This window comes from Endozoicomonas sp. SCSIO W0465 (genome assembly GCF_023716865.1).
Lineage (GTDB): Bacteria > Pseudomonadota > Gammaproteobacteria > Pseudomonadales > Endozoicomonadaceae > Endozoicomonas.
In genome coordinates, this window is record NZ_CP092417.1 from 6,570,499 (window position 1) to 6,583,510 (window position 13,012).

The 13,012-nt window shown below is 48.9% G+C and carries 8 protein-coding genes and 2 pseudogenes; 3 read left to right on the plus strand and 7 right to left on the minus strand.

The annotated features are described in order from the left end of the window. Positions 1-9: 9 nt before the first annotated feature. From istA to MJO57_RS29610, 3 genes and pseudogenes are all read right to left on the minus strand, one after another. Positions 10-1,522, minus strand: a pseudogene (gene istA / locus MJO57_RS29600) (IS21 family transposase). A 140-nt stretch (positions 1,523-1,662) separates the two neighbouring features. Beyond that, entirely contained in the window at positions 1,663-2,439 is a 777-nt protein-coding gene (locus tag MJO57_RS29605) for a transposase (protein ID WP_252020903.1), read from the minus strand. A gap of 113 nt (positions 2,440-2,552) precedes the next feature. After that, entirely contained in the window at positions 2,553-4,067 is a 1,515-nt protein-coding gene (locus MJO57_RS29610; RefSeq protein ID WP_252017330.1) for an IS66 family transposase, read from the minus strand. A 74-nt stretch (positions 4,068-4,141) separates the two neighbouring features. On the opposite strand from MJO57_RS29610, the gene MJO57_RS29615 reads away from it, so the two are divergent. The 3 genes from MJO57_RS29615 (at position 4,142) to MJO57_RS29625 (ending at position 7,054) form a co-directional block, all read left to right on the plus strand. Then, entirely contained in the window at positions 4,142-5,620 is a 1,479-nt protein-coding gene (locus MJO57_RS29615; protein WP_252020905.1) for a WD40 repeat domain-containing protein, read from the plus strand. Beyond that, positions 5,611-5,994 carry a hypothetical protein gene (locus tag MJO57_RS29620; RefSeq protein WP_252020907.1) on the plus strand — a complete coding sequence of 128 codons (384 nt, stop codon included), beginning with the start codon at positions 5,611-5,613 and terminating at the stop codon, positions 5,992-5,994. The genes MJO57_RS29615 and MJO57_RS29620 overlap by 10 nt, the downstream gene beginning before the upstream one ends. 127 nt (positions 5,995-6,121) lie before the next feature. Then, on the plus strand, positions 6,122-7,054 hold the full coding sequence (locus tag MJO57_RS29625; RefSeq protein WP_252020909.1) for a GNAT family N-acetyltransferase: 933 nt from the start codon (positions 6,122-6,124) through the stop codon (positions 7,052-7,054). Positions 7,055-7,464: 410 nt separating this feature from the next. Here the strand turns inward: MJO57_RS29625 and MJO57_RS29630 are convergent, their stop codons facing one another. The 4 genes and pseudogenes from MJO57_RS29630 to glmU all read right to left on the minus strand — a co-directional run bounded on the left by MJO57_RS29630 (position 7,465) and on the right by glmU (position 12,935). Further along, positions 7,465-8,088, minus strand: coding sequence for a WD40 repeat domain-containing protein (locus MJO57_RS29630; protein WP_252020911.1), 624 nt, complete (start codon positions 8,086-8,088; stop codon positions 7,465-7,467). A 273-nt stretch (positions 8,089-8,361) separates the two neighbouring features. After that, a pseudogene (locus MJO57_RS33530) lies at positions 8,362-9,174 on the minus strand (F-box/WD40 repeat-containing protein); the annotation flags it as partial. A gap of 462 nt (positions 9,175-9,636) precedes the next feature. Then, positions 9,637-11,469 (minus strand): glutamine--fructose-6-phosphate transaminase (isomerizing), encoded by a 1,833-nt coding sequence (gene glmS / locus MJO57_RS29640; protein WP_252020914.1) that lies wholly within the window; start codon positions 11,467-11,469, stop codon positions 9,637-9,639. A gap of 89 nt (positions 11,470-11,558) precedes the next feature. Further along, positions 11,559-12,935, minus strand: a complete 1,377-nt coding sequence (gene glmU / locus MJO57_RS29645) for a bifunctional UDP-N-acetylglucosamine diphosphorylase/glucosamine-1-phosphate N-acetyltransferase GlmU (protein WP_252020916.1) — start codon at positions 12,933-12,935, stop codon at positions 11,559-11,561. Positions 12,936-13,012 lie beyond the last annotated feature (77 nt).

Consider the following 13,012-nt stretch of genomic DNA (forward strand, 5'->3'; position numbering starts at 1 on the left):
CGCCTCCGGTTATTGATAGCAAATAGCGCCACGAATATTTTCGTGATCATCATGCAAGGGACCTGTCGTTTGTTTTAACTGTGGCTCCAATGGCATCAGGTCTTTGCCTGACTGGAGGATTGATCGGACATTTTTTAACCGATAACCCCCGATGTTCCTGGCATGGGCAGGCGCAGGCGTTGTTGAGTCGTTCAGTTCCATATTCCCGCTGCAGGTTTAGCAGCCCCAATGAAGCTCGATAGGCTTGTTCAGGATGCTCCTTGCTATCCAGCAGTGATTGAATAAAACAATAGACTTCCTGACCAATGTCGTTAGCCCAGTTAAGTAAACGCTCAGGCGTCCAATCCTGATGGTGACGATGTCGTTCCGGCATATGAACTGCTAACGTCGTAAATCCACGTGTGTGCTTGCGAGCGTGGCTGGCCACCACTTTACCGTTAGCGTAGATCGTGACGCAGTGCTCAGTCGCCTGTACTTCTACTTCCTGCCTGCCTGCAAGCTGATGGGGAACCGAGTAGGCGTGCCCCTTGCAGATAATATGATAATCCACATTCACCCGGGCCTTGATAAACTCAGCGAACACAAAAGATTGCTTCGGCAGTGGCTTGAGGGCTGGTTCATCCAGTTGTTCAAACGCACTACGTCGCGTTCCTGGCAACTGCTTAAAGGGCTTCAGGTTCAGTTCGATTAACAGCTCACGTATCCGCAGGTTCAGCTCTGCCAGGGTAAAGAACATTTCATGACGAAGCCTGGCCAGTATCCACCGCTCCACTACCTGTACACCGACTTCTGCTTTGGCCTTGTCTTTGGGTTTGTAGGGGCGTGCCGGAATGACTGCCACCTGGTAGTGACAAGCCAGGTGCTGGTATGATGGGTTGAGATCCGGCTCGTACCGACAGGCTTTGATAACTGCGCACTTTGGGTTGTCTGGCACAACAATTTCTGGCACCCCACCAAAGAACTCAAAGGCCCGTTCATGAGACCCCAGCCAGTCCTCTGTTTTTTGTGACAGAGTCGCTTCAGCGTAGGTATAGTTGGACGCTCCCAGCACTGCCACAAATATCTGGGCATTGTGGGCAATTTCGCCGGTGTCCGGGTTGATGATTGGCATGGTTGGCCCGGCATAATCAACAAATAACTTTTCACCTGCATTGTGCAGCTGTCGCATAGATCGCTTTTGACAACCACGCCACTGATTGTAACGGTGACAGTACTGGGCATAGCTGTAGGCATTGAGGGGGTGGGCCTGACAGTATTCTTCCCAGAGTCGTTGTTTGGTCACTTCCTTGCGCTTCAGTTCCTGATGCACCTCAGCCCAGTCAGGATCAATCAACCCTTTTCGATTGGCTATCGAGGCATCGGGAAACAGCGCCTGAATAAGCTCAGGCTCAGATATATCCTCTGCCAGGGGCCAGCTTAATTCCGATTCCTGAAAGGCCTTAACGTAGTTGGATACCGTCCCCACACTGACCCGTACACTGCGGGAAATTTGTCGGAAGCTGAGTTGGCTGCCAAACCGCATCCGGAGTATTTCTAGGAGGCTGTCCGAGAACTAGCTATTGAAAAAACGAAAGCTTCAGCATTTTCTTGGCTGATCAAATATTGACCTAAATTTAGCCTGTTTTGGGGTAAAAATTGCGTTTTTTACCCTTTTGCTTGCCTTTATGCTGCCATTTTAAGCCTTTTTGCTTCTTCAAGACGGATTGATCCCGTTGAAACCAATTTGACAATTTTTTTGAAATTATAAGCACTGCAGACCAGTGAAAATTCTCCAGCCACTTTTTCCTTACCCCGGACACTGAACCCTCTGAATCCTGAGTTCTTGATTTGGCCAAAAGGCGGTTCCGCAATCACCTTGCGACGCTCATAAACCGCTTTGGCCTCTTTGGTTTCCATTTTGCGGTTCATCGCCTGGCGTATGGCTTCGTGGCGGTCTGTGCGAATCACTTTCCCCGGGTCTTTGTTGTCGTCACCACTGCACCTTTTACGTAACGGGCAATCCCGGCAGATATCTTTACTGACGCGGTAGCTTTTGTGTTTTGCTTTGCTAGCCGTGTTATAAATCAGCTTCTCACCGGCAGGGCAGGTAAAGCTGTCGTCTGCTTCATGGTAAATAAAATCCGCTTTGACAAACTTTCTGTCAGAGTCTTCCAGTCCCTCTGTTGCAGGCTTCTCCTGTCGATCCGTAGCCATGTAAGCGTCAATGTTCGCATCATCAAACGCTTGCAGGTTGGGCCCTGAGTAATAGCCATTATCCTCACTCATTTTGCCAATGGACGCGTTATCTGTTGCTTCTGCAATGGCTTCAAGTGCAGGCTTTACTTCCTGCTTGTCATTGGCATGCTGGCTGATGTGCTGGCCAACAATGATACCATTATCGCTGTCGACGCTGATCTGGGCGTTATAACTGTACTGATAGCCACTGCCTTTTTTACCCATGATCCTGGCATCATGATCAGCAAAGCTGATTTGCTTTTTGTCGTCTATCGGCTTATCGGGATTCAGGGCCTGTTCCCGTTCTTCAAGCGCTTTTTTGGCCTCCTGGATTGTAACTATTCAGCACTGAGCAAAGGCATATTACAGTAATTCCGAACAGCTCTATGAAGTGATTGATATATGTCCATTCCCTGTTTTCTGGCAGACGACAAATAGCTGCGAATCCGTGCAAACATAGAACCACCGTCTGCACTCCTGAAGCAGCCTGAGATTTTCTGCTTTAACTTGGCCATTCGAACATCCCGCTCACTGCCATTGTTATCGAAGGGAATGGTAAAATCTGACATGAAGCGCAGTGTCTCAGCCTTGAACTCAGTGAGTCGTTTGAAGAGATTGTAAGCTTTAGTATTCTTGACTTTCTTGCGCTTAAGCTCCTCTCGTTGCTTCTCCATATAGACGACTTCTTTCATTAGAGCCCGCTGAAGCAACCGGTCATAAATCTTCTCGATTCGTTCACAGACAACACTTGGCATCTGTAGCATACCTATGGTCTTAAAGCCCTTGCAGTAATGCCAGGAAAGCCTCAGTAGCTTCATCAATCGCAACGCCAGTTGATTGCTGTCCCTATCAACAACACCCAAAAGCTCCCTCAGGTGATGGGCATTGCAAAGTACGTGAGTTGCCGCATATGCAAAATAGGATTTCCAATGATCATGAACCAGAACGCCTGCAAATGTTAGCAGTATGCCCATCGTGTCCATGGCCTCACGACCTCGCTTTTCAGACAAGTAGTAGAGCGTCCATTGTTCATCCCGCATAACGTGTAGCCAGTGCAAAGAGCCCTCGGCCCGCATACCCGTTTCATCGGCTCCGGCAACAGACGATTCCCGCAAGGCGTCACGAATAACCTCTTCAGTAGAAGCCAGATTTTCATAGGTTCTGGCCACAAAATTGGCGACAGTGCCTGCACTTACACTCATTTTATAGAGAGTATTAAAATACTCTGACACGCGCTTAAAAGGCAGGAAATGGTATTGGTTAAGATAGACGGCCATAGCCTGTGTGGCTGAGCCATATTGTGCGGCAGCGGTAACACCTTCCGGGAATTCAGCCTGATTCCGACAACCACAAGTGCAGATTTTTACTTCAGCTCTATGGGCCGTTACTTCAAATTCACCCGGTCTCCCTGGTTCAAACACCTGTCGTTCAATATATTTGACCGGCTCACTATCAAGAAGAGACGCCTGACATTTATTGCATTCTTTAACCGGAAGGTACTCAATATAGTCAGGGATATCGACCTGTTTAAGACAAGTGCCCTGATGCCCTTTCTTTCCACCGGCTTTATTACCAGAAGACTGTCTCAGACTTTTAGGATTGGGTTTTTCATCCGATGGATCGGTACCTTTATCTGCGGAAAGGTCGTCAGAATGATCTGGAGAATTACTGTTTTTACAAGGTTTTTGATAACCATCAGACGATGGCGGCTTGCTGCTGTTTTGACTGTTCTTGCCAACCTTTTCTTCCAATTCTCGACATCGCTCTTCCAGACAGGCAACTCTCATCCGCAGCTCTGCATTCTCTTTCAAGAGAATCTCAGCCGACATAGTTGCGGGTAGTTCTGGAATCATGCTGGCGAATATTGTGGAAAAATGGTGCTTAAGAGGATGGTATAAAAATCAGAAAATTCCAGATTTATGTGGGGGTGCTGAACAGTTACGAAAATTATTTACTGGCTCGTTCTTTTAGCCGAAGCCGCTATCATCAACCCATGCCTCGACCACGAGCCGTTGAGCACTATAACTCTTTTCTCAGAGGCTGGCTAACAGGCTTCAGCAGTGAAGGAAAAGAATTAGTCGCGCAGTTAGATAAACTTTCGGAACATGAATACTTCCCTGAGATACTATTTCTCGGTGTTGCCGAAGTGTTCGCCAAGACCACGCTTTTGCGCTGTAAAAATGTATGCATCGTCCGTCATTCGGCCCCAGTGAACAGTGCCCGCTTCAGCCCGGATGGCAGACATGTAGCGACCGCCTCTAACGATAATACCGTCACAATCTGGGAGCTTATTGCCGGGCAGTGGCAGGAAAAAGTTATCATCCGGCATACTGGTTGGGTGTGCAATGCCCGCTTCAGCCCCGATGGACATTACCTTGTAACAGCTTCTCTCGACCACACTGCCAAAATCTGCGAGCTTGTTGACGAGCAATGGCAGGAAACAGCCACCATCCAGCATTATGATAGGGTGAGCGATGCTAGTTTCAGCCCCAATGGACGTTACCTTGTGACCGTCTCTGATGATCAAACGGCCAAAATCTTTGGACTCGTCGACGGGCAATGGCAGGAAAAGGCCATCATCCAGCATTCTGGTCGGGTCAACAATGTTAGCTTCAGCCCCGATGGCCGTCACCTTGTAACAGCCGCTGATGATGTTACTGCCCAAATCTTTGGACGTGTTGACGGGCAATGGCAGGAGCAAGCCACTGTACTGAATTATGCTTGGCTGACAAACGCTAACTTTAGCCCTAATGGAAGATATTTTGCGACAGCCTCTAACGATAACACCATCACAATCTGGAGGCTTGTTGACGGGCAATGGCAGGAAACAGCCACCATCTGGCATTCTGGCGCGGTGAATGCCCGGTTCAGCCCCGATGGCAGTCACCTGATAACAGTCTCTAAAGATAACACTATCAAAATCTTTGGACGCGTTGACGGGCAATGGCAGGAAAACGCCACCATCCGGCATTCTGGCCAGGTGAACAATATCCGTTTCAGCCCCGATGGCAGTTACCTTGTCACAGCTTCTGACGATTGCACCGCTTCAATCTGGGGATTGGTTGGCAGCCAATGGCAGGAACAAATCACCATCAAGCATTCTGGCCAGGTGAACAATATCAGCTTCAGCCCCGATGGCAGTCACCTTGTAACAGCTTCTGGCGATGGCACGACTGAAATCTGGGGGGTTATTAACGGCCACTGGCAGAAAAAAACCATGATACGGCAAACTTCTTGGGTAAAAGGTGCCCGTTTCAGCCCTGATGGCAGCCAGTTTGTGACATACGCTTACGGCAACATCGTCAAAATCTGGCTGTTAAAAAGTGGGGAGAATAACGGAATTTCCCCGATTTATAATCCTGTCTTAAGTGGCAGCCATATCCTACCCCTACCAAAATGTGGCTGAGAGATGCTTCTGGACGCCTCGAAAGGAGTCCCGAGATTCCCGGCAAGGGCATTGTAAAAGTTCCTTCCAGCCCGGATACAAGGGATATTTCTGTAAGCGGGGAGGTCGAGCGCAGCCAGCAAGCACTTATAGATGAACATTATTCACAGGCTCTCTCTTTTGGTCGACGTCTCCATTATCAACCCATGCCGGGAATAGGTGAGCATTACCACTCTTTTCTTAGAGGCTGGCTATCAGGCTTCAGCGATAAAGGTAAAGAATTGGTCGCGCAGTTAGATAAGCTTTCGGGACATCAACACTTCCCTGAGATGCTATTTTTCGGTGTTGCCGAAATGTTAACCAAGATAATCATAAATTACTCAACGCTTGGTTGAGCCGCGTGCCGTAGGTGCGTCGGTTGGGACCATTTGTTATGCATACTTACTGCTTCGTTATCAACTATTTAACAGATGCTCTGTCCAAAAAATATCACCTGGCAGAAATTGAAATAGGAGTTTAATTATGGAAGGTATCAATCCCAAATACAGCCCAGCGGCCTGCTCATCTTTTTGTTCTGAGATCGAAGAAAGCAAGGATAAAGTTGTTGCCCCAAAAGTAGAAGCTAAAATCGTTGAAGAAACAGGGTCTAAATGTCAACAAAAACAATTAGATCAGTTTACAGTTGAGAAGAAAACAACTTCTGATTTTGATTTACTTTATGAGAGGACATCAAGAGTCGAATCCAGTAGATTAGTAATGACCCATTTTAATAATTCTAAAGAAGAGATCAGCCTTGTTAGACGTATGAACTTAGAATTCCGTAATAGAGAAGCAGAGTGGACTCCCATTCTAATTACAGCTGACTCATCGGATGAAATAATCAAAATTCGAATCAAGCTTGATAAGTTAAAGGGTGATTTTTTTTCTAGAACCTGGGTGATTGCAGACAAAGAGACGAAATCATTAATCGGTATCATGACTACCTCAATGTTATCTAAAACAGGCTTCTCTGTAATTAATCGTCACCTTCTTAAGCAGTATACAGGAAGAGGTTTTGGTTCAGAAGCTTTGATTTCAATATTTGAGCATTATCAAAACTTTCGGGGAATGCCCATTCCGAAAGTTGATAGCGCTAATTTCAAATCACGAATTCGAAAATGTGTTTTAAATATGGCAGAAGAATTATTAAAGACGCATGATCTGATTCAGTTTAAAGAATATCTTTCCATTGAGGATTTTAGTGATATTAATCAATTTTTTAGAGTTGCAAGCACTTTCCCCGATCCTTTTGGAATGACAATACGACATGCACTGAGAGCTTTAGAAAGGATTAATAAAGATCATTGTTTTTCAGGTTTTACTTCTGAACCTGTTTCTAACGCATCCGTTCGTTCTTTAGAAAAGTGTGGGTTTGTAAAATCAGGGCATGAATATAAAAAGTATTGTGCAAGGTGACTTGATAGTTTAGCGGTGACTACAGCTTTCATGACAGAGGGTAACAAACCATCGTCATGAACATTTGTGGTTCAAATCATAGGGCGCCTTAAATCCTGCGTATGGCAAGACTTTCACTCTTAAGTCAGTGCCATTGGTTTTTAAATGGCTTTGGAAAGAACTCATTGATATAGCCAGGGGCAACATATTTTAGACACCCGTTTGTTGTTCATTGAGAGTTGCGCATGTTTAACTGCTTACTCAGATAGCAGCCCCCACAGTAAGTACACAGGTTCACAGCGCTCTGACTTTGAAGGCGAAGATTCCCTCATTCGTTAGGTTGAGCCATGGTGACGTATTCCCGGGAGGATGAATACGCTTTTTGGAAGGAGTCAACACCTCCGCTTTCAAAAAATTATCTAACGACATTGTTAGCTTAGGCTTGTCTGTCTCGGCTTGGCCAATCCGGTAGCTGTCACTCTATTCTCCCTACTTTGCAGCAGCCAGATTTTGGCGATCCTATCGAAACAGACTGTCACCAGCTGACTGCCGTCAGGGCTGAAGCGGGCATTCATCACCAGGGAGGAATGCCGAAAAGTAGCTTTTTTCTGCCATTGCCCGTCAACAATCCCCCAGACTTTGGCAGTGCGATCGTTAGAGGCTGTCACAACGTGTCTTCCATCAGGGCTGAATCGGACATTGTTCACCCGACCAGTATGCCGGATGGTGGCCTTTATCTGCCATTGCCCGGCAACGTCCTCCCGGATTCTCACGGTGTTGTCGCCAGAGACTGTTGCTAGGTGACTGCCATCGGCACTGAAGATGGCATTGATCACCCGGGAAGAATGCCGCAGAATGACTTTTTGTTGCCATTCCCCGCTAACAAGTCCCCAGATTGTCACCGTTTTATCCTCAGATGCTGACACAAGCTGACGTCCATCGGGACTGAAGCTGGCATTGAGCATCCGACCAGAATGTCGGATAGAGGCTTTTTCTTGCCATTGCCCATCAACAAGCCCACAGATGGTGACGATGTCGTGGTAAAAGACGGTCACAATGTGACTTCCATCAGGGCTGAAGTGGGTATTACTTAACCAAAGATTATGAGTATGCCGGATAGTGGATTGTTGCTGCCATTGCCCGTCAACAAGCCCCCAGATTGTCACGGTGTCATTACCAGATTCGGTCACAAGGCGTCTTCCATCAGGGCTGAAGCAGCCATTGCTCCCAGAACCAGTATGCCGGATGGTAGCCTGTTCCTGCCATTGGCCGTCAACAAGCCCCCAGATTTTGGCGGTATGATCAACAGAGACTGTCGCAAGATGACTGCCATTGGGGCTGAAGCAGCCATGGTACACCGATTGATTATGCTGGATAGTGGCTTTTTCCTGCCATTGGCCATCAACAAGCCCCCAAATTTTGGCAGTGTGATCAGCAGAGCCCGTCACAAGGTAACTTCCATCGGGGCTGAAGCTGACATGGAACACACAACGAGTATGCAGGATAACGACTTTTTTCTGCCATTGGCCGTCAACAAGCCCCACGATAGTGACCGTGTTATCGCTAGAGGCTGTTGCAAAATGTTGTCCATCGGGGCTGAAGCAGGCACTGTTTATATGGCCATCATGATAAATGACGTATACATCCTGAAAGGTCAAAAGCTTTGTTTTAGCGAACACGTTGGCAACACTGAAAAATAATATCTCAGGGAAGTATTTATGCCCCGAAAATTTATCTAACTGCTCTACTGATTCTTTTCCTTGATTGCTGAAGTCCGTTAGCCATCCTCTGAGAAAAGAATGGTAATGCTCAACTATCCGTCGAAAGGGGTGATAATGGAGGCCTCGACTAAAAGAGAGAGCCTGTAAATAATTTTCATCCACAAGTGCTTGCCAACTGCGGTTGACACGCCTGCAAACAGAAATATCTCTTATGTCCAGGCTGGAAAGAACTTTTACAACCAATTCATTGGGAAGGTTGGTTATCCCCTTATCGGGAATGCTTTCGAGGTGTCCAGAGGCATTGCTCAGCCAGTTTTTTGCAGGGTATGGCTGCCATCTGGTTTTTTTAGACCCCGTTTCCGAACGGGTACCGGGAACAGGATAGCGTGATTCACTCGCGCTGGAAGGCCCTTCAATCATTAAGTCATCTCCCGCGAAGACATTAACAATAGTGGACTTTTTGCTAATTGCTCAGGTTCTGATACCAGGTAACAAACTGGTAGGAGCACACAATCATTGAAATGATGGACTAGCCAGGTAGAACAGCGACTGAATGGTGACGCAGCGACTAACCCGGTAACGACCATTTTCAGTGCCTATGATGCTTTTGCCGCCCTGAAAGCGGAGGGTACCGTGGTCACTTGGGGGAATACTTCTGCCGGTGGAGACAGCAGTTCTGTCCAGGATGACTTAAGACCAATCTGGACAGAGGTGGAGAACTCACTGACCCCTTAAAGGGTATTTTGTTTTTCTCAGAAACCGGCGGCGCTGGAAACGCTGAACAGCGCCGCCTTACCCTGCATCTTAGGGCTGGCGGGAGAATACCTAACGGCTTCAACTATCCCTACAGACACATACCCCGTAACCGCCTTTGCCGCTTCATTATTCAACCGTCACGCTTTTTGCCAGATTACGCGGCTGATCAACATCGGTACCCTTGATGATCGCCACATGATAAGAGAGCAGCTGCAGGGGGATGGTATAAAGAATCGGGGCCACTACTTCCGGCACCTCGTCCACTGGCAGAACCCGGACCCCTTCGGTCTCGGTCAGGTGTGCCTGTCTATCCGCAAAGACAAACAGCTGCCCGCCCCTGGCCCGCACCTCTTCCATATTGGATTTCAGTTTTTCCAGCAGGTCGTTGTTCGGTGCCACCACTATCACCGGCATATCGTTATCGATCAGTGCCAGCGGGCCATGCTTCAGTTCACCGGCCGCGTAGGCTTCTGCATGGATATAGGAAATCTCCTTAAGCTTCAGGGCCCCTTCCATGGCGATGGGGTACTGGGTTCCACGGCCCAGGAACAGACAGTGATGCTTATCGGCAAAGGCTTCTGCCATGGCCTCAATATCATCACTCAGCCCCAGTGTATTACTCAGGATATGGGGCAGGTGCCGTAGCGCTGAAACGACATTGGCTTCCTGTTCCGGGGTCATGCCCGTATGACGGCCAATCGCCGTCACCAGCATCAGCAGTGCCGTTAACTGGGTGGTAAATGCCTTGGTGGATGCCACGCCAATTTCTGCACCGGCCCGGGTCATCATGGCAATATCCGACTCCCGCACCATGGAAGAGCCCGGTACATTACAAATGCTCAGTGAAGCCATATAGCCCAGCTCTTTCGCCAGCTTCAATGCCGCCAGCGTATCGGCTGTCTCGCCGGACTGGGAAATGGTGACAAACAGGCAGTCTTCAGGCACAAAGAATTTCCGGTAACGGAACTCAGAGGCAATCTCAACACGACAGGGAATACCCGCCAGCTCCTCAAACCAGTAGCGGGCCACCATACCGGCATGGTAACTGGTTCCGCAGGCGACAATTTGTACGGCACGGGTTTTACTGAGAATCTCCCGGCCTTCCTTGCCCAGGATATCGAGATTCAGCTGATGCTCACCCAGGCGACCTTCCAGGGTATTGGCAATGGCTTCCGGTTGCTCATGAATCTCTTTGAGCATGTAGTGACGGTACGGGCCTTTATCTCCGGCATCATGTTCAATATCACTGTCCCTGGCCTCTCGCCCAACCGGGGTGCCAGTTACATCCAGAATCGTCACCCCGTTGCGGGTCACTTCCGCCACATCCCCCTCTTCCAGGAACATAAACCGGCGGGTAACCGGGAACAGTGCCAGCTGGTCGGAAGCGATAAAGTGTTCACCAATACCCACCCCGATCACCAGGGGGCTGCCGGAGCGAGCGACCACAAGACGCTCACTGTCGTTGCAGTCCATCACTACCATGCCATAGGCGCCTTCCAGCCTGGCTACGGTTTTCTGTACCGCCTCCAGCAGGGAATCACTGCGCTTGAGTTCAAGACTGACCAGATGGGCAATCACTTCCGTATCGGTATCCGAGGTAAAGACATAGCCTTCACCCTGCAGAAAAGCTCGCAATGCTTCATGGTTTTCAATAATGCCATTATGGACAACGGCAATATGGTCTTCTGATACGTGCGGGTGGGCATTACGCTCGTTGGGTTCACCGTGAGTGGCCCAGCGGGTATGGGCAATGCCAGTGCCCCCCTGAAGCGGGTTGCGGGAAACCGCATCCGCCAGCTCAGATACCTTGCCGGTTCTTCTTTCTCTGTGCAGCTCGCCGTTGTCATTAATGATGGCGATACCTGCTGAGTCATAGCCCCGGTATTCCAGACGACGAAGACCTTCCAGCAGAATATCTGCTACATCTCTTTGCGCTACAGCACCAACAATCCCACACATAGTTGTCGATCCTTTGGATAATCATAAACGTTACTGGAATCATCCGGGAGTGCATGACCTGAGCGTCATTTTCTCCCTTTCTGTCAATCTCAGTCTTCTTTTACCGGACGCTGCCAGCCTTCAATATTGCGCTGCTGTCCACGGGCCACGGCCAACTGTCCATCCGGAATATTTTTGGTAATGGTGGAACCCGCACCTGCGGTTGCTCCACAGCCAATGGTGACAGGAGCAACCAGCGAACTGTTGCTGCCGATAAAAGCACCATCGCCAATAATGGTCTTGTATTTGTTGACACCATCGTAATTGCAGGTAATGGTGCCAGCGCCAACATTGACCTCATCCCCCAGTTCGCAGTCGCCCACATAGCTGAGGTGATTGACCTTGCTGCCTTTGCCAATGACGGTTTTCTTGATTTCTACAAAGTTGCCAACCCGGGCTTTTTCCTTCAGTTCGGTTCCCGGCCTCAGGCGGGCAAAAGGGCCAACCTCACAGCCTGCAGCAACAACCGCATCTTCCAGTATGGAGTGTGCTTTGATAACGGCCCCTTCCCCAATGACCGAGTTGCGAATAACACAACCGGGTTCGATATAAACGTTATCTGCCAGCTCAACCCGGCCTTCGAGCACCACATTGATATCCAGAGTAATATCATGGCCAGTCTTGACATCACCACGAATATCCAGACGCTGTGGGTCAATAATGGTGACGCCATTAACCATCAGGTTATTCGCCAGCTGTTGTTGACGGGCCCTTTCCAGCTGCATCAGCTGGACTCGGCTGTTGACACCTTCAACTTCAATAGGGCGCTGTGGCTGGACATGAATAACCGGCGTATCTTCGGCTACCGCCATGGACACGATATCTGTGAGATAGAACTCATGCTGGACGTTGTCATTGTTCAGGTTACTGATCCAGCCGTTCGCCTTATTCCCCGGAATGGCCATGATGCCGGTATTCACTTCATTGATGGCCAGCTGCTCCGGGCTGGCATCCTTATCCTCAACAATGGCCTGAATATTGCCAAAGCCATCACGGATAATCCGGCCATAACCGGAAGGGTTAGCCAGGTTGATGGTCAGTAGTCCCAGACGCTCACCATTACTGCCTGCCAGCAGTGACTGTAAAGACGACGAGTGAATCAGGGGAACATCGCCATAGAGCACCAGCACCACATCGGCACCTTTGCAGCCCGGCAGTGCCTGCTGCACCGCATGACCAGTCCCCAACTGTTCTTCCTGAACCACCCAGTTCAGATCGTAATGGCCAAGTGCATTTTTTACCTGCTCGGCCCCATGCCCAATCACCACATGAATCTTGCCGTTACCGACCTTTTTCTGGGTGTGCTGGGCACTGAGAATGACATGCTCCAGCATGGGCTTGCCGGCAATAGGATGCAGAACCTTTGGCAGTTTGGACTTCATACGACTGCCCTGCCCGGCAGCAAGAATAACGATATCAGCTCTCATGGTAGCCTCGGTCTACAACTCGGTGTACATCTTGGTATACATCTTGGTATACATCTTGGTATACATCTTGGTATACA